This window comes from Amycolatopsis sp. NPDC051758 (genome assembly GCF_044453095.1).
Taxonomy (GTDB): Bacteria; Actinomycetota; Actinomycetes; order Mycobacteriales; family Pseudonocardiaceae; genus Amycolatopsis.
On sequence record NZ_JBITCJ010000011.1, the window covers coordinates 298,302 to 316,256 of the forward strand.

The following is a 17,955-nucleotide window of genomic DNA, read 5'->3' on the forward strand; positions in this document are numbered from 1 at the left end:
GACACGGGGGTCAGGAGCGCTGGCGGAAGGCGTCGGCGACACCCGAGCGGGACGGGGTCTCCAGCTTGCCCAGCAACCGCGCGACGTGGGCCTGGACCGTCCGCCGCGGCAGGGACAGCTCGGCCGCGATGTCCGGGTTCGACCGTCCTTCGGCGACCAGGCTGGCGATCCGGACCTCGATCGGGGTCAGCGACTCCCAGCCGTGACCGGGGCGGATCGGCGAGAACAGCGCGCCCCGGCGGACTCCGAGCCGGCGCAGGCGGGTCTCCGCCCGGCGCAGGTCCCAGCGTGCCGACAGCGCCGTGTACAGCTCCGCCGCCTCCTCGAACGCCGCCTGGGCCGCGTCGAGCCGGCCCGCCCGGGCGAGCAGCTCGGCCGCGTCCTCCAGGGCCGTCGCCAGTTCCGGGCGGCGGCCGACCGTGCGGAAGTGCTCGGCCGTCGCGAGGACCGCGGCCGGGTCGTCCTCGATCAGGCCGCGGCACCACGACACCGCCGCGTGTGCCCGCGCCGGACGGCGTTCCTTCGCCGCCTCCTCCTCACAGACGTCGAGCGCGCGGCGAGCGCGTTCGACGTCGTTCTGCTCCATCGCCAGCCGGACGAACGTCGGCAGCCACTGGTGCCGCAGCATCATCTGCGCGTACGTCGGGTTCAGGATCGGTTCCAGCACGGCCATCGCGCGGGCCTGGTCGCCGCGCTGTTCCGCGGCCAGGGCGTCGGCCACCAGCAGGAAGTCGAAGCTCTCCCGCTCGGCGCCGGTCGCCGGGGCGTACTCCTCCGCCGCGTCGAGGTGGGCCGCCGCCTGGGCGCGGTCGTCCCGGCGGCCCGCGATCAGGGCCGCGACGCCGTGCAGCAGCAGCGCCGCCGGGCCCGGCTCGCGCAGGCCGTAGAACGTGATGGCCGGGCCGTCCTCGGTGACGGTGTCCAGCTCGACCAGCGCCTCGTCCCAGCGCCCTTCCCAGTACCGGTGCACCGCGACGGAAACCTGCAGGCCCACCGGCATCGCGTGCCGCGCCGCGACTTCACCCGCCATCCGGAGTGATTCGCCCGCCTCGGCCAGGCGGTCGAGGTTCTGCAGTGTGAAGACGCGGTTGTCGAGCAGGTCGAGGTGCAGGTCGGCCAGCTCGTGCTCGTCACCGACGGCCTCGATCGCCGCGTCGACGTGGGTGAGCGCGCTGTCGTGCTCGCGCCGCACGGAGTCGACCAGCCACAACGTCTGCAACGCGTGCGCGGTCAGGTACCGGTCGCCGCCCGCCTGCGCCTTCGTCTCCCGCGCTGCCTTCTCCGCCGTGTCCAAATCGGACAGATCGCCGCGGCGGAAGTTGGCCAGCAGCTGCCGGTGCCGCACTCGCCACAGCTCCGGGACGGCGGGGTCGTCGGCCGACGCGCCGAGCGTCGCGACCGCGCCTTCGGTGTCCCCACGCCGGTGCTGCAACGCCGCGAGCACGTGCCGCATCTCCTCGACGGCGTCCGGTTCGGTGGCGACCTCGAGTGCTTGCTGTGTCAGGACTTCGGGGTTGCGCTCCAGCCGGAACAGCACCTTCACCAGCGCGACGAGCAGGACCTCCCGCCGCGGGTCGGTGCTCGCCCCCGCGGCCAGCGCCCGTTCCAGCAGCTCGACGGCGATCAGCGGCGCGCGGTTCGACACCGCCGCGTGGTGCACCGTCAGCCAGTCCAGCACCCATTCGTCCACTGTGGCCGGTGCCGCCACGAGCTGTTCGGCGACACGCTTCACCGGCGCGCCGATCCGGGCGAGCGCCTCGGCCGCCTGGCGGTGCAGCGCCGCCCGCGTCCCGGCCAGCAGCCGGTCGTAAAGCGCTTGGCGCAGCAGGGGATGGCGGAAGGCGAGCTGTGTCCCGGTGTCGATCAGGACGTTCGCCGCGACGGCTTCTTCCAGCGGCTCCAGCAGGTCCGACGGCCGGGTGCCGAGCACCGCGGCGATGTCGCCGACGGCGAATTCCATGCCCAGCAGCGCACCCCAGCGCAGCACTTCCTGCGTCTCGGCGGGGAGGAAGTCGAGCCGCCGGTCGACCGCGGCGACCAGCGATCGCGGCGCTTCGAACTCCTCGGGATCGTCGACGTCGGCCTCGCCGCCGCTCACTTCGACCGCGCCGGCGCGCAGCAGGACGTCGACCATTTCCTTGACGTACAACGGGTTTCCCGCGCCACGGGCAGCCAGCTCCCGCAGCCCGGGCCCGGGTGGCGAGCCGATCTGGTCCTCGATCAGCCGGCCGACGTCCTCGCCGGTCAGCGGGGTGAGGTCGAGGATCACGCCGTCCCGCGCGTGGACACCGCGGCGCAGCTGGGCGAGCTCGGCGCGGTCCGGAGCCGGGCGGGTCGCGGCCACCAGCAGCAGCGGCAGCTGCCGGGTCGCCGCGCAGAGCCGGTGCCAAACCAGCACGGACGCCTCGTCCGCCCACTGCAGGTCGTCGATCACCAGCACCTGCGGCGAGTGCGCGCACAGGTCGTCGACCAGGGCCAGGAGCCGGTCGACGGCGCCGAGCACCGGGTCGGCCGGCCCCCAGCTGCGCCGCACCGGGCCCTCGCCGGCGAGCTCCTTCGCCAGCCGCGCGCGCCGCGGGTCGGGCGAATGCACGTCGATCTCCAAGCACTCCAGCATCACCTGCAGCGGGAAGCGCGTGCTCAGCTCGTCCGCGGCCGCCCAGAGCCGCTGGAACCCGGGGCCGTCCGGCAGTGAGCTGCTGAGCAGCTCGGACTTGCCGATCCCGGCGTCCCCCTCGATCCACACGGCCCGGCCGCGCCCGGCCCGGACGTCGGTGACGAGCTCGGCGAGCTGCGTCGTCTCGGCTTCCCGCCCGAAGAGCCGGTGCCCGGTGACGACGACCGGCGCCGTGGGCGCGTCGAGGGCCGGGTCCTGGGCGAGGATCTGCTGCTGCAGCCGTTGCAGCGCCGGGCCGGGCTCCACCCCGAGCTCGTTGATGAGCGTGGTGCGGGCGTCGCGGAAGACGTCGAGGGCGTCGGCGTGCCGTCCGCTGCGGTAGAGGGCGAGCATCAGCGACTCGCGCAACGACTCCCGCAGCGGGTGCTCACCGGCCAGCACCGCCAGCTCGGGCGCGAGGTCGAGGTGGCCGCCGAGGGCGAGCAGCGCTTCGGCCCGCCGTTCGAGGGTGTTCAGCCGCAGCTCGGCGAGGTATTCGCGGTGCCGCTCGGCGAACCCGCCCGGCACCCCGGAAAGCGCTTCACCTTGCCAAAGCGCGAGGGCGGCGTCCAGCTCGGTGACGGCGGCCCGCGGATCACCGCCGTCGAGGTGGCGTTGCGCGCTTTCGCGGCGCCGCTCGAACACGGCGGCGTCGAGGGCGTCTTCGCCGAGCAGCAGGGAGTAGCCCGCGGGATCCGAGACCAGGACGCTCGCGGCCGACCACCGCGACCGGTCCGGTTCGAGCGCGCGCCGCAGCCCCGAAACGTAGGTGTGGACGCTGCCTTCGACACTCGCGGGCGCGGAGTCGCCCCAGACCCCGGCGATCAGCTCGGCCCGCGGCACCGGGCGGCCGGAGTTGACCGCGAGCACGGCGAAGATCGCGCGCTGACGCGCGGGGCCCAGGCCGATTTCGGCCGTCCCGCGCCAGGCCCGCAGCGGGCCGAGCACGCCCACCCGCAGACCGGTGTCCGCATCCCCTGGCATGTCGTTCCGTTCCTTCTGGGGCGCGTGCCCCAGATCCCCGCCGGGGGCGGGCCCCCAGGACCCCGGCGGACATCTCTCGGTGCCGACTTCTCCGGCGAGCTTACTGACCTGGCAAGGGGTACCTGAAGTGCGGGGAATGCGGTTCTTCGCGCACCGGGGGACGCTGGTTTCGACCGTCCGACCGGTATGACCTCGCGGGCCTACTCGCCGGCGGCGGCGCGGGAGCGGACGGGGTTGGCCCGGCGGATGCCGAACGGCTGCATGCGGGCCTCCGCGCGTCGTACGTCCCAGACCGCGCCCATGCCGGTGTACCCGGTCAACGCCGTCCGGAACGCCGTCCGCGCCTCCGTCAGCCGGCCGGACTCGGCGAGCAGGATCGCCGCGTCCTCCGTCGCCTTCGCTTGCTTCAGCAGCCGCCCGGCCACCCGGTAGTGCCCGGCCGCGGTCAGGACCGGCTCCGGATCACCGGTGGCCAGACCCCGGCAGTGCGCGGCCGCCGCCGCGTGGGCCGGCGGCACGTCACCTTCGGGCTCCAGCAGCCGCAACGCCTGGTGCACCCGCTGCTGATCACCCAGCACCCCGGCGAGCCGGACCAGGTCGGGCAGCCACTGGTGGCGCGCGGCCGGCGGGTAGTTCTCCTCCAGCAGCGGCAGCAACGCCGCCAGCGCCGCCTCGGGCCGGCCGTCCTGCTCGGCCAGCAACGCCTGGGCCGCCAGCAGGAAGTCGCCGCCGTCGGGCTCGAGGCCCTGGGGCCACTGCTGCCGGCCGGCCGCGTCGAGGTGCGTCCGGGCCAGGCCCGGCTCACCGCGGTGGCCGGCGATCAGCGCGCCGACGCCGTGCACGAGCAGCGCCGACCCCGGGCTGCGCAGGACGTAGGAAGCGGTTTCCGCACCGTCGCGGATCACCGCGTCCAGCTCGGCCAGCGCCTGGCGCCAGCGGCCCAGCCAGTAGTAGTGCACCGCGCCGGCCAGGTGCATCTCGCCCGGCACCGCGCGGGTCGCGGCGATCCGGCGGGCGGCGTCGAGCGGCTCGGCGGCCTCGTCCAGGCTGTCGAGGTTCGGCACGGACAGCGCCGCGTCGTCCAGCGGGTGCAGCCCGGCCGGCACCAGGACCGCGCCGGTGTCCTCGCCGAGCCGCTCCAGCGTGGCCAGCAGGGATTCGTGCCGCCCGCGCCACATCTCCGGGACGTCGGCGTCGGCGAGGGTCCGCTTCAGCTCGGCCGTCGCCTCGGCGAAGTCGCCGCGGCGGTAGTAGATGTAGGCGAGGATCCAGCGCATCTCGGCCGCGCGCCTGCTGTCGGACGTCCGCGCGACAACCGAGCGCGCCTCGGCCTCCGGCTCCCGGCCGAGCCAGAACAGCAGCCGGGCCAGCGTCGCCGTCAGCGTCTCCCGCGCGTCCGGCGGCAGCGTGCCCTGGGTGACGGCGTGGCGCAGCAGCTCGACCGCGACGCGCGGGGTTTCGGTGGCGACCGTCCCGATGTTCTCCAGCAGCCACGTGATGACCCACGGGTCGACCTGCGCGGGCGCGGCGGCGAGCTGCTCGGCGACGCGGTCGGCGGTCGCGCCCGAAGCGGCGAAGGCCTCGGCCAGCTGCCGGTGCAGCGCGACGCGCATCGCCGCGGGGGTCTTTTCGTAGAGCACGCGCCGCACCAACGGGTGCCGGAACGCCAGCCGGTCACCCGACTCGACGAGCACCCCGGCCGTGAGCGCCTCGTCGACCGCGCCGACCAGCGCCGTCGGCGGCCGTTCGGTGGCGACGGCGACGTCCGACAGCGAGAATTCGCGGCCCAGCAAGGCGGCCCAGCGCAGGGTGTCGCGGGTTCCGCTGGACAGGAAGCTCAGGTACAGCGTGATCCGCGACCCCAGCGGCGACGGGATGGTCTGGCACGAGTTGCCGTCCAGGTGCGCGTGGACGCCGTCGAGCACGATCATCCCCTGCGCCAGCAGGGTTTCGACGATTTCCCGGACGTAGCGCGGGTTCCCGGACGCGTAGGACACCAGCACCTGGAGCCCGGGCCCGGGCGGCGCGCCGACCAGCTCGGTGGCGAGGTCCCGCGCTTCGACGTCGGCCAGCGGGGCCAGCGTGAGCACGGTGGTGCCGTCGGCGTCGAGCTCGGCACGCAGGTCGTCGAGCGCGGCCTGGCGCGGTACCGGGCGGCACGCGCCGACGAGCAGCAGCGGCAGCTCCCGGGTCTCCCGGCTCAGGTGCCGCCAGACCCGCATCGTGGTGTCGTCGGCCCACTGCAGGTCGTCGACCGCCAGCACCAGCGGCGCCTCGGCGCACAGCTCGCGGACCAGCCCGAGCAGGCCGTCGACCGGGTCTTCCCCGGGCCGCTCGGCCAGCCGGACGGCCAGGTCGGCGCGGCGCCCGTCGGTGGCCCGCGGGTGCACGCCCAGCGCGTCGAGCAACGGCCGCAGCGCGAACCGCTGGTCCAGCGCGTCCGCGCTGGCGAAGGCGGGCTTCAGCTCGGCGTCCTGCGCCACGGCGAGGGCTTCGGCCAGCAGCGCCGTCCGGCCGCTGCCCGGCTCGCCCTCGAGCCACAACGACCGCCCGGTGCCCGCCGCGAGATCGGCGACGGCTTCGCGCAGCCGGGTCAGTTCCGTTTCGCGGCCGACGAAGATGTCCGCCCGTTCCGGCAGCGCCGCGACCGGGAACCGCGGCAGCCGCGCCGGGGGTGACGGCGCCGGCTGCGGTGGCGCGGCGGGCTTTTCCAGCAGCTGCTCGTACAACCGCCGCAGCGCCGGGCCCGGCTCGGTGCCCGACGACTCGACGAGCCGATCGCGGACGTCGGTGTACACCGCGATCGCCTCGGTCCGCCGGTCCGACCGGGCGAGCGCTCGCATGAGCAGCCCGCGCAACGTTTCGCGGAACGGCTGTTCGCGGGTCAGCGCCGTCAGCTCGGCCACCAGCTCGGCGTGCCCGCCCAGCTCCAGCACGATTTCCGCGCGCCGCTCGATGGTCGCGAGGCGAACCTCCTCGAGGCGGGCGCGCTGGGCGGCGGCGAACGGCCCGGGCAGGCCCGACAGCGGGATGCCGTGCCAGAGGCCGAGGGCTTCGTCGAGGGTTTCGCGCGCGCCGCGCAGGTCGCCCGCCGACTGCGTGCGCTGGGCCAGCTCCCGCAGGAGCTCGAACCGGTGGACGTCGATCGATTCGGCGTCGAGCCGCAGTGAATACCCGGACCCGATCGATGCGAGCAGCTGCGGGCCCTCACCCTTGACCCGGCCGGGCTCGAGCGCGCGCCGCAGGCCGGAAACGTAGGTGTAGATGGAACCCTGCGCGCTCTGCGGCGGCGATTCGCCCCAGACGGCGTCGATCAGCTCCTCGCGCGAGACCGTGCGGTTCGGGCTCATCGCCAGTACGGCGAGAACCGTCCGACGGTGCGCGGAGCCGAGGTCGAGCTCCTCATCGCCTATCCAAGCCTTTACCGGGCCCAGAAGGTGGAGTCTCGGTGCGGAGCCGTCCGCAGCCGACATCGGTCTCCCTTCGTGCGCTGACGGATCGTCACGCGCCGGATGCCTGAGGTGAGCATACGCGGCCGTCGTGAACCGGCAGGCAAGGATGGCGGACATTCGGGCAACGGCGGGCGGTCGGGGTTTCGCCCGGCCACGGCGTCCGCCACGCTCGGGGAGCCGAACCCGTGTGAGGAGTCCGAATGTCCGCAACCGCGCCGACGGAGGACATGAAGCGTGCCGCCGCTCGCTTCGCGTGCGCCATCGAGGCGGCCCACGCCCGGCTCCGCGGGGTCAACAGCGAGATGGCGACCGTCCAGGCGTCGTGGCGCGGCGAGGCCGCGGTCCGGTTCGGGCAGGCGATGAGCGACTGGGAGCAGGAGTTCGACGTGATCCTCTCGCGGCTGGCGTGGCTGCACGAAACCACCGGCGGCCGGGTGCCGCGGCCGCGGCGGCCGTGACCCGGCACGAGCTCGACTTCACCTTCACCGACCTGGTGCTCGACCGGATGGGGTCGGTCACCGGCGAGCTCGGTGAGCTGCTCGCCGAGCTGGAGGCGAGCGTGGAGCCGGAGCTGGCCGGCTGGACCGGCGAGGCGAAGGAGCAGTACCTGCTGGCCAAGCGCGACTGGGCGCGGGCGGCCGAGCGGATGCCGGAGTGCCTGGACCGGGCGCGGGAGGCGTTCGGCGAGCTGGCCCGCGGGGACGACGGCCGGGGCGCACCCGGCCGCTGGTGACGTCTTCACGCGCGTGAAGACGGAATAGGGAAGGCGTGAAGACGCGCCGTCCACACTGCTTCCATGAAGCCCGTCGAAGTGACCGTCCTCGCCTCGGACCCGATCACGCACGCCGGCGCGGTGAGCCTCCTGGAGTCCCATCCGGACCTGCGGATCACCGACCTGGTGCCCGACGTGCTGCTGGTGATGGAGGAGCACGTCACCGAGGCGGTGCTGGGCGAGATCCGCGCGGCCAAGGCGTCGCACGTCGTGCTGGTCGTCGAGCACTTCCGCGAGAGCGACCTGATGTCGGTGCTGGAAAGCGGCGTCGTGGCGATCCTGCCGCGCCGCGAGACGGGCGGCGCCGAGCTGGTGACGGCGGTGCTCGCCGCGGGTGACGGCACCGCGAACCTGCCACCGCGGCTGCAGGGGGCGCTGCTTTCGCAGGTCCAGCGGATGCGCCGGGACGTGCTGGAGCCGAACGGGCTGACGCTGTCCGGGCTCGCCGCCCGCGAGTGCGACGTGCTGCGGCTGGTCGCCGAGGGGTTCGGGACCGAGGAGATCGCGGCGAAGCTGTGTTACTCCGAGCGGACCGTGAAGAACGTCCTCTACGGACTGATGACGCGCTGCGGGCTCAACAACCGCGCCCACGCCGTCGCCTACGCGCTGCGGGCGGGCGCGATCTGACCCGGTTTTGCCGCCCTCTTGTGGGCTAGGGTCCGATCATGGTGTTGACGGCAGCAGAGATCGCGGCGTCCGTCCGGGCCGGGACCCTCGACCCGGTGCAGGTGACCAAGGAGGCGCTCGACCGGATCGCCGCGGCGGACGGCGTGGTCGGCGCCTTCCGCCGGGTGCGCACCGCCGAGGCGCTCGCGGAAGCCGCCGAGGTCGCCGCGCGGCCGGATCTTGCGTCGCTGCCGCTGGCCGGGGTGCCCGTCGCGGTCAAGGACGTCACGGAGATCGCGGGTGAGTTCGCTTCGCACGGTTCGCTGGCGGGGTCGTCCGCGCCCGCGGCCGAGGACGGCGTGATCGCGACGCGGCTGCGAGCGGCCGGCGCGGTGCTCGTCGGCCTGACACGCGTGCCGGAGCTGTGCATCTGGCCGATGAGCGACACCCCGGACGGCATCGCGCGGAACCCGTGGGACCCGACGTACGCCTCGGGCGGCTCGTCCGGCGGCAGCGCGGCGGCGGTCGCGGCCGGCCTGGTGCCGGTGGCGCACGGCACCGACGGCATGGGCTCGGTCCGGCTGCCCGCGGCGATGTGCGGGCTGGTCGGGCTCAAGCCGGGCGCGGACCTGCTGGCCGAAGGCGGCTGGTTCGGCATGTCGGCGCACGGCCCGCTGACCACGACGGTCGCCGACGCGGCGGTGCTGCTCTCGGTGCTGGCGGACAAGCCTTCGCTGGCTTCGGTGCCCACGCCGTCCGCGGTGCGCATCGCGACGTCCACCACGGTGCCGCTGCTCCACACCCCGGTGCCCCGCGAGCTGGTGGCGGCGGTTTCGCAGGCCGCGGGCTTCCTGACGGCGGTCGGCCACGACGTCTCACCGGGAGCCCCGCGCTACCCGGCGACGATGGTGCTCGGCATGACGGCCCGCTGGCTCGCCGGCCCGGCCCGCCAGGCGCACGACTTCGACGCCCGGCGGTTCCAGAAGCGGACGCGCATGCACGTCCGCCTGGGCAACCTGCTGGAGCGCACGGGCCTGATCCGCGAGCGCACACGGGAGAACTGGCTGTCGCGGGCGGAAGAGTTCTTCGAGTCGCACGACGTCCTGATGACACCGACGCTGTCGCACTGGCCGGTGAAGGCCGGCCGCTGGCACGAGCGGCGGTGGCTGTCGAACGTCCTGCCGTCGACGCGCCTGGCCGGCTTCACGGGACAGTGGAACCTGGCGGGCTACCCGGCGATCACCGTTCCGGTGGGACGTTCCACGGTGTCCGGTTTGCCGACTTCGGTCCAGCTGGTGGCCCGCCCGGGCGGGGAGTCGTTGCTGCTGGGCCTGGCGGCCCAGCTGGAGTCCGCGAACCCCTGGCCCCGGACCGCCCGCAACTGAAGCGCCCCAAGGCCACATTGGGTGCGTCTGACGCACCGAAGGCCGCCTTGGGGCGCTTGACCGGCCCTGTGGACAAGTCGCGCGCGGGCGCCGGAACTGTCGGTGCTCACCGGTAGCGTGGAATTCGGGGGCTGCTCAGGCCCGGAACGCCGCGAAGGCCGCCCCGATCACTCGGGACGGCCTTCGGCGGAAGTACGTCAGGAACCCGGCTTGCTCGCCGTCGGGGACAGCGGCTTCGCGCCGTTGCCGTTGGCCGGCTTGGTCGCCGGGCCGTTCTGCTTCGCGGGCGCGTTCCCCGGCTTCGCCTGCGGAGCCGCCTTCGCGGTCTGGACCGGCTTGGGCGCAGCCTTGACCGAGGCCGGGATCGACGGCTGGACCACCGGCACGACCGGTGCCGAAGGGGTCGTCGGGGAGTCCGGCGCGGAGTCGCCACCCACCAGCTTGGACGCCTGGGGGATCACCGCTTCCTCCGGCAGCGTCGCCAGCTGGGTCTCGCTGCGGTTGAGGATGTCCTCCGCCGCGGCCAGGCTCTTGCGGGCCTGCTCGCGGATCTCCGCCAGCCGCTCGACCTTGCGGTTCGCCGCCGTCGTGCGCTGGGCCGCCTGGGTCGTCGCCTCGTCGAGCCGGCGCTTGGCTTCCGCCGTGGCCTCGTCGAGACGGCGCTTCGCCTCGGCCGTCGCCTCCGCGAGCCGGCGCTCGGCCTGGTTCTTGCTCGCCGTGCGCTGGTCGGCAACGTGCTTCTCCAGCGCCGCCTTCTGGGCCGCCTGGGACGCTTCGAACTCGCGCTCGAGCTTCCGCCGTTTCCGCTCCGCCTCGTTGTCGAGCAGCTCGCGCCGCTGCGCCGCCTCGACGGTGAGCCGCTGCACCTCCGCGCGCGTCTCGGAAAGCGCGTTCTCGTGCTCGGAGTGCAGCAGGTCGGCCTGCTTGTCCAGCTCGGTGACCAGTCGCGTGTAGCGCTCACGCAGCTTCGTCGACGCCTCGGTCGAGCCCGCCCACGTCTTCTCCGCGGCCGCCTCGGCGCGCTTGATGATCTCGTCCGCGCGGGCCTGCGCGAGGGTGACCGTGCGCTGCATCCGCTCGTCGAGGTCCTCGAGCCGCTCCGGCGGTTTCTTGAGCTCCTCGACGCGCGCTTCCAGCGAAGCCACCTGCTGCCGGACCGACTCGACCTCGCGGGTCGCGGCGGCGGCCTGCGCCACGGCGGCGTCGCGGTCGCTGATCACCCGGCGCAGCTGCGCCTCGACGTGGTCGAGGTACTGACGCACCTCGTTGCGGTCGAAGCCGTGCCAGGCCTGGGTGTATTCACGACGGAGGGGAAGGAGGCCGTTGAGGGCGCTCGCGGCGTGGTCGCGCTCAGGAACCATGCGCCCGACCGTACCCGGGCACCGTCCGCATCCGCCGTCCGGCTTAACAAATCACCAACACGTGTCGCGGTTCAGGCGGCGCGTCGCCGGAATGGCGGCACCCGGAAAACGCAGAGTCACCAGTGGAAGCCGCGGGAAAGCCGGGCGAGCGCCATCGCCGCGCGGGAAAGGTGTTTCTCACCACGTCCGATCTTGAGACCGCCCGAACCGCCCGCCGCGGCCGAATCCGGGAAGATCCGGAAACCCTGGTACGCGACGGCGTCGGTGAGGCCCGGCGTGAGCGTGTACGCCAGCCCGATCGCCTGCCCGGCGGGCGTCCCGATGTGCTTGGGCCGCTCGACCAGTGCCTTCATCACCATGTCCGCCGCCTGCTCCGGCGACTTCGTCGGGAACGCGTCGTAGATCTTCGTCGGCCGGATCATCGGCGTGCGCACCAGCGGCATGTGGATGGTGGTGAACGTGATCCCGTCGCCGTGCGTCTCGGTCGCCGCGATTCGCGAGAAGTAGTCCAGCGCCGCCTTCGACGCCGCGTATGCCGAGAATCGCGGCGCGATGCCCTGGACGCCGATCGACGACACGTTCACGATGTGCCCGAACTTCCGTTCCGACATGTGCGGCAGCACGGCGAGGATCAGCCGGACCGCGCCGAAGTAGTTGATCGCCATCGCGCGCTCGTAGTCGTGCATCCGGTCGTACGACAGCTTGATCGACCGGCGGATCGACCGGCCGGCGTTGTTGACCAGCATGTCGATCCGGCCGTGCTCGGCCAGCATCGCGTCGACGGCCTTGTGCACCGAGTCTTCGTCGGTCAGGTCGGCCGGGTACACCGACGCCGTGCCGCCGGCCGCGATGATCTCGTCGCGGACCTCTTCGAGCTCGTGCTGCCGGCGCGCGACCAGCAGCGGGACGCCACCGGCCGCCGCGACCTTCAGCGCCGTCGCCCGGCCGATGCCCGACGACGCGCCGGTGATGATCACGCGGCGGCCGTCCAGCTCACCGCGCGGGCCGTGCTTGCGCGCGCGGAACGGGTCGAGGTGCTCACGCCAGTAGCGCCACAGCGTCGGCGCGTAGTCCTCCAGCCGCGGCACCTCCACGTTGCCGGCCAGCGCCTTGCGCGTCTCGGCCGAGGAGAACACCGACGGGAACGCCATCGTCTCCAGCAGCACCGGCGGGATGCCGAACCGCTCCATCACGGCGTCACGGGCGATGGTGACGCCGGGGATGTGCTCGGTCAGCTTGACGAGCCCGACGATCCGCTTCGAGAGGCCTTCGCCGAACTGCGCGGTGATCGTCGGCGCGCCCGCGGCCTTCGCGAAGGCGTTGTACACCGAGACGACCGGCTGCGGCTCCGGGTTGACCAGGTGGAAGGCGTGGCCGTCGAGGCCGGGCTTGACCACCAGCTCCAGCAGCGCCTTGGCGACGTAGTCGACCGGCACGATGTTGGTGTCGCCGAGGTCGGGGCCGACGATCGGCAGCACGTCCGGCAGCGCGGCGAGCCGGTTGATCGCGGGGAACAGGTAGTACGGCCCGTCGACCTTGTCCATCTCGCCGGTCTCGGAGTGCCCGACGACGACGGCCGGCCGGTACACCCGCCACGGCACCCGGTCCTGCTCGCGGACGATCTTCTCGGCCTCGAACTTCGTCCGGTGGTACGGCGTGACCAGCCGCTGGCCGGCGTCGAACATCTCCTCGGTGAAGACGCCTTCATGGTCACCCGCGACGGCCACCGACGAGACGTGGTGCAGGCAGCTGGCGCGCAGGTCGGCGGCGAGATCGACGACGGCGCGCGTGCCGTCCACATTGGCCTTGATGCTGGCTTCGTCGTCGGCGGTGAGGTCGTAGAGCGCGGCCAGGTGCACCACGTGGTCGACGTGCCCGCGCAGCTCTTCGCGGTCCGCCTCGGACACGCCGAGCAGCGGCTCGCCGAGGTCGCCGGTGACCAGCGTGACGCGGTCGGAGTGCGGCCACTGGTCGACCAGCGCGGCCAGCTTGGCCTTGCTCGACGCGCGGACCAGCAGCGCGACGCGGTCGTCTTCGGGGCGGGAGAGCAGCAGCCGGGTGAACTGGCGCCCGATCAGTCCGGTCGCGCCGGTCACCAAGAACGTCGCCATCGTCTTCTCACCTCTCGCTGCCTTCGCCTGACCTTGGGCATTCTGCTGCATCAGGGCGTCACTGACCACCGTGGCACGACGTGAAGTTACTCACGGGTAACTTATGCGGGGTCCGCGATGACGACGCGGTTCTCCTCGTAGCCGTCCGAGCCTCCCACCCAGCGGCCGCCACAGGTCACCAGGACCACTCGGTGCGGGCCGGACTGGCCGAACAGGTCCTCGGCCCGCGCGGGCAGGTCGTTCTTGTGCACCGTGACCAGCTGGGAGATCCGGTACCGCCACGGCTTCCCCGCACCGTCCACAATGGTCACTTCACCGCCGATCCGGGCGGTCCACAGCTCGGCGAAGGGGCCGGTGGCGCCGCGCCAGTTCACGTGCCCGGCGAAGACGCTCGCCCCACCGGCGGCGTCGAGCTCGGCGCCCCACCAGGTCGCCTGGCCGAGGTCCGCGGGGATCGGCAGCTCACCGCCGGGGCCGAGGTCCTGGCGCACGAGCGCGGCCGTGCCGCCGGCGGGCAGCCGGACGGTGCCCGGTTTCTGCACCGGGGGCGGCGGCGGTGTGGACGTCTGGGCGGCCGGGGCCGCGGGAGCGGCGCTCGTGGTGGTCGTCGGCGACGGCGGTGGTGCGGGCGTGCTCGGGCGCGCGGCCGGAGCGGCGGCACCCGCGGCCGGCAGCGCGGTCCCGGCCACCACGGCAACGGGCGGTGAGGTGAGCACGGACGAGCCGAACTGCACCGCGAGCACGGTCGCGGCGCCGAGCACGAAGCCGACGAGCAGCCGCCCACGGCGCTTCGGCGCGGGCCAGTCGCCGTCCTTGCCGCCTGCCGGCCAGTCGTCGTTCACTCCGGTCCAGGCGTCGCCGCTTGCCGGCCACTCGCCGCCCGGGTTCGTTCCGGGCCGGTTCCGCTGCCGGACGTCCGCGGCTTGCGAGCCGGTGCCGCGTTGCCAGTCGGTGCCCCGCCGGTTGCCGCCGGCCTGCCCGTCGTCGCCGGCCTGCCACTCGCCGCGGTGCCATTCGTCGACGAACCAGCTGTCGTCCTGCCCGTTGTCGCCTGCCATTCCGCACTACCTGCGCGAAGCCCGCCGCGCGGCGAAGCCGGCCAGCCCGGCGCCGAGCAGCACCAGCAGGCCGAGCCCGGCCAGGCCCGGCGCCGAATAGCTCGTCTCGACCACGCCGTGCGCCTGGGCCACCGGCTGGTCGCCGGCCGGGATCGCGCGGGGCACCTCGTTCGGCTTGTTCGTCACGGTCAGCGCGAGGGTCTCGTCCGGCTTCACGGTGCCGCACGCCGAAGGCGGGTTCTGCGGGTCGTACGCGTTCGTGTAGCCCGGCGGCGGGCTGGCCTCCACGATGCAGATCTCCTGCGGCGCACGGAGGTTCTCGACCGTCACCCCACCGGTCGCGCCGTCCGTGGTGACCACGGCGGGCTTGCCGTCGGCGCCGGTGAGCGGCTTGCCGTCCTGGCCGAGCGCGGCCGTCGTCTTGTCCTTGCCGGTGATCCGCAGGACCGCGCCGCCGACCCCCTTGCCGGTGTTCGCGTCGGTCTTCGTCACCTGCACCTTGCCGGGCTTGGCGACGTTCACGACGCCCTGGGCCGTCAGTTCCTTCTCCCCGCCGGTGGAGACGACGCGCTGCTTCGCGGTGTCGACCGGCGCCCGCACGTACGGCCGGTCGGCCGGCGCGGACAGCGACGCCACGAGCTTCGGCTGATCACCGGTCGGCGTCAGCTTCACCTGCACGGTGCCGTCGGCGCCGGTCTTGAGCGTGACGTCCTTCGCCGCGGCCTGCGGGCTCGCGTTCCCAGCGGTGACAGCAGCGTCTTCGCCGAGCGTCGCGGCGGTCGCGGTCAGCTTCACCGGGACGTCGGAAACGCCCTTGCCCTTGGCGTTCTTCACGGTGACCGTCCACGCGGCGGGCTCGCCGAGGTGCTGGTCGCCGTCCGGTTTTGTCACCGACGCCGTCCACGGGCCGCGGTTGGTCTCGGCCTCGGTCTTCAGCCGGTCCACGGCGGCCCGGGCGCCCGCCGGCAGGCCGGCCAGGTGGAACGGCGCGTCGTAGGCGATCTTCGCGGCGGGCAGGGACGCGTCGAGGTCGGCGGGTGTGCGCGGCGCCGAGGTCCAGGAGTGCAGCAGGTGCGCGAGCGCCGCGGCCTCGTCCGGCTTCTTCGTGTCGCCGTAGCGCAGCAGCAGGTACGAGATGTTCGCCGCCTGGTCGGCGGGGAGCTTGGTGCCCCACTTCGTGAGCAGCTCGTCGCCGGGTTTGTAGACCTCGTCGGTGTCCGGCGCCTTCAGCTGGAAGCTCACGCAGAACACCTGCTGCCCGCCGACGACGTACGACCCCAGCCAGTTCCGGCTGCCGGTGCCGTCCTGGCCCGGCTTCACCTCGTGGCCGACGCCTTCCTGCGTGGCCGCGGCGGCCACGGGGGCGCCGGCGGTGGCGGAGAGCGTGGCGAGCAGGGCCGCGGCGACCAGTCCGGTGAGCGCGCGGGCACCCGCGCGCGGGCGTGTTGACCACCTCATGGTGTGTAGGCTCCTTCGTCGGACGCGCGGGGACGCCGGTGCGTCTCCGCAGGTCACACGATTGATCAACTCCCCGACGCGCGTTCGGTGAACGTCCGAGCACGCCAGGTGAGCGTCGCGCCGACGGGGCTGGACTGTCTACCGCTCTTCAGGTGACTGTCGGCGAACGGTCGTGATCTCGGTCGCATACCGTGTCCACCGTGGCCACGGGCCTGCCGTCGAGTAAAGTTGTCTTTACTCGACGGGAACCGCACGTACCCGGCGGTCGTTGAACCCGATGCAGCGTCGATCCACAAAGCAGCAGATCCAGGAGGATCAGGTGCGTTCCAGTAGCAATCCGGCGTTCCGCAACCTGCCCCGCGGCGGAACCCAGACTCACGGGCAGTACGGCCCCCCGGTGGGCTTCAACCAGACCCAGGGCGGCGTGCCCGGATACGGCCCCGGGCAGGTCACCTCCGGCGAGGGCGACCGGCCGATGACCGTCGACGACGTCGTCATCAAGACCGGCATGAGCCTCGGCGTCGCGCTGCTCGTCGGGATCGTCACCGCGATCTGGGCCCAGAGCGAGCTGACCACGACCGGCAGCCTCCCCGGCGCCCTGATCGGCGCGATGATCGGCGGCCTCGTCGTCGGCCTCGTCATCTCGCTGGTGATCATCTTCCGCCAGAAGCCGAGCGGCCCGCTGACGCTGATCTACTCGGCTGCCGAAGGGGTTTTCCTCGGCGCGCTGAGCGGCGTGTTCGAGGTGATCTACCCGGGCATCGCGCTGCAGGCGATCATCGGCACCGTCGGTGTCTTCATCGGCATGCTGGTGGTCTACAAGACCGGCGCGGTCAAGGTGACGCCGAAGCTGACCAAGTGGATCGTCGGGGCCGTCGTCGGTGTCGCGATCCTGATGCTGTTCAACCTGATCAGCTCGCTGGCCTTCGGCTTCAACCCGCTGCGCGACGGCAGCCCGCTCGCCATCGCCTTCAGCATCCTCTGCATCGGCATCGCGGCATTCAGTTTCCTGCTCGACTTCGACCAGGCGGACCGGATGATCCGCGAGGGCATGCCGTCGAAGTGGGCCTGGTACACCGCGTTCGGCCTGATGACGACGCTGGTCTGGCTGTACCTGGAGATCCTGCGGCTGCTGTCGTACCTCCGCGAGTAACCTGGCTCTCAGTTTCCGACCGGCTACACAGTGAAGGCGCTCCGTAATCAACGGGGCGCCTTTTCTGTGGGTAAATACCTTATCGGGGGACCCCCGTTCGGGCTGTGCTCACCCTGCGTGTTTGATGTCCCGGGTCCGTTCAATTTCACATGTGTGAGGTTCACAGTGAGCGTTCCCCCTCCGGCCCCCGGGGGCCAGCAGCCGGTGGGTCAGCCCGATCCCTACGGGCCGCCTCCCGGCGGCCAGCCGCAGCAGCAGTTCGGCCAGCAGCAGTACGGCACGCCGCCGCAGGGCCAGCCCGGCCAGTACGGCCCGCCGCCCGGCCAGTTCCCGCCCGGCCAGCCCGGTTTCCCGCCCGCACCGCCGAAGAAGTCGAAGACCGGCGCCTTCATCAAGGCCGGTGTCCTCGCCGTCGTCGTGATCGCGGCCGTGGTCATCGGGATCGTCTCCTTCTCGAACTCGCCGGCCAGCTCCAACGCCGGTGACTGCCTGACGATCACCGAGTTCACCCAGGGCGGCGACGACCCGGCGAAGGCCGACTGCAACGACCCGAAGGCCAACGTCAAGATCGGCGAGAAGCTGGAAAGCGCCAGTGACGAGTGCACCGGCGGCACCGAATCCGGTTACGACACCTACTCGGTCAGCGGCCGCAGCTCCTACAAGCTGTGCCTGATGATCAACGCCAAGCAGGGTGACTGCCTGGCGAACTTCACCTCGAAGACCAAGGGTTACCAGAAGGTCCCCTGCACCGACCCGACCAAGGACGGCGAGCTCGTCAAGGTCGTCGAAGGCCAGGCCGACAAGAACCTGTGCGAGGGCACCGAGGCGAACTACGCGGTGGCTTACCCGAAGCCCGCCACCACGATGTGCGTCAAGGGCAACGCCTAGCCGAACACTCCGAAGGCCCTCTCGCCGAGCCGGTGAGGGGGCCTTCGTGGCGTTCAGGGGCACCCGGATTG

At 72.8% G+C, this 17,955-nt stretch carries 12 protein-coding genes; 6 read left to right on the top strand and 6 right to left on the bottom strand.

Annotation, left to right across the window (positions count from 1 at the left end):
* Window positions 1-10 precede the first annotated feature (10 nt).
* A complete protein-coding gene (locus ACIA5G_RS41400) occupies window positions 11-3,640 on the bottom strand; it encodes a BTAD domain-containing putative transcriptional regulator (protein WP_395933591.1) in 3,630 nt (1,209 codons plus the stop codon).
* A 200-nt stretch (window positions 3,641-3,840) separates the two neighbouring features.
* On the bottom strand, window positions 3,841-7,113 hold the full coding sequence (locus ACIA5G_RS41405; RefSeq protein WP_395933593.1) for a BTAD domain-containing putative transcriptional regulator: 3,273 nt from the start codon (window positions 7,111-7,113) through the stop codon (window positions 3,841-3,843).
* 179 nt (window positions 7,114-7,292) lie between these two features.
* On the opposite strand from ACIA5G_RS41405, the gene ACIA5G_RS41410 reads away from it, so the two are divergent.
* The 4 genes from ACIA5G_RS41410 (at window position 7,293) to ACIA5G_RS41425 (ending at window position 9,855) form a co-directional block, all read left to right on the top strand.
* Entirely contained in the window at window positions 7,293-7,550 is a 258-nt protein-coding gene (locus tag ACIA5G_RS41410; protein ID WP_395933595.1) for a WXG100 family type VII secretion target, read from the top strand.
* A complete protein-coding gene (locus tag ACIA5G_RS41415) occupies window positions 7,499-7,825 on the top strand; it encodes a hypothetical protein (RefSeq protein ID WP_395933597.1) in 327 nt (108 codons plus the stop codon). The genes ACIA5G_RS41410 and ACIA5G_RS41415 overlap by 52 nt, the downstream gene beginning before the upstream one ends.
* A gap of 63 nt (window positions 7,826-7,888) precedes the next feature.
* Window positions 7,889-8,491 carry a LuxR C-terminal-related transcriptional regulator gene (locus tag ACIA5G_RS41420; RefSeq protein WP_395933599.1) on the top strand — a complete coding sequence of 201 codons (603 nt, stop codon included), beginning with the start codon at window positions 7,889-7,891 and terminating at the stop codon, window positions 8,489-8,491.
* Window positions 8,492-8,529: 38 nt separating this feature from the next.
* Window positions 8,530-9,855 (top strand): amidase family protein, encoded by a 1,326-nt coding sequence (locus ACIA5G_RS41425; RefSeq protein WP_395933601.1) that lies wholly within the window; start codon window positions 8,530-8,532, stop codon window positions 9,853-9,855.
* A 197-nt stretch (window positions 9,856-10,052) separates the two neighbouring features.
* Here the strand turns inward: ACIA5G_RS41425 and ACIA5G_RS41430 are convergent, their stop codons facing one another.
* The 4 genes from ACIA5G_RS41430 to ACIA5G_RS41445 all read right to left on the bottom strand — a co-directional run bounded on the left by ACIA5G_RS41430 (window position 10,053) and on the right by ACIA5G_RS41445 (window position 15,843).
* On the bottom strand, window positions 10,053-11,216 hold the full coding sequence (locus ACIA5G_RS41430; protein WP_395933603.1) for a cell division protein DivIVA: 1,164 nt from the start codon (window positions 11,214-11,216) through the stop codon (window positions 10,053-10,055).
* A 116-nt stretch (window positions 11,217-11,332) separates the two neighbouring features.
* Window positions 11,333-13,327, bottom strand: coding sequence for an SDR family oxidoreductase (locus ACIA5G_RS41435; protein WP_395933605.1), 1,995 nt, complete (start codon window positions 13,325-13,327; stop codon window positions 11,333-11,335).
* Between the two features lie 101 nt (window positions 13,328-13,428).
* Window positions 13,429-14,103 (bottom strand): class F sortase, encoded by a 675-nt coding sequence (locus tag ACIA5G_RS41440; protein ID WP_395933815.1) that lies wholly within the window; start codon window positions 14,101-14,103, stop codon window positions 13,429-13,431.
* Between the two features lie 288 nt (window positions 14,104-14,391).
* Entirely contained in the window at window positions 14,392-15,843 is a 1,452-nt protein-coding gene (locus ACIA5G_RS41445; RefSeq protein WP_395933607.1) for a collagen binding domain-containing protein, read from the bottom strand.
* Between the two features lie 319 nt (window positions 15,844-16,162).
* Between ACIA5G_RS41445 and ACIA5G_RS41450 the strand changes: the two genes are divergently transcribed.
* Together ACIA5G_RS41450 and ACIA5G_RS41455 are read left to right on the top strand one after the other, a co-directional pair.
* Window positions 16,163-16,996 carry a Bax inhibitor-1/YccA family protein gene (locus tag ACIA5G_RS41450; RefSeq protein ID WP_395933609.1) on the top strand — a complete coding sequence of 278 codons (834 nt, stop codon included), beginning with the start codon at window positions 16,163-16,165 and terminating at the stop codon, window positions 16,994-16,996.
* Window positions 16,997-17,200: 204 nt separating this feature from the next.
* On the top strand, window positions 17,201-17,884 hold the full coding sequence (locus tag ACIA5G_RS41455) for a hypothetical protein (RefSeq protein ID WP_395933817.1): 684 nt from the start codon (window positions 17,201-17,203) through the stop codon (window positions 17,882-17,884).
* Window positions 17,885-17,955 lie beyond the last annotated feature (71 nt).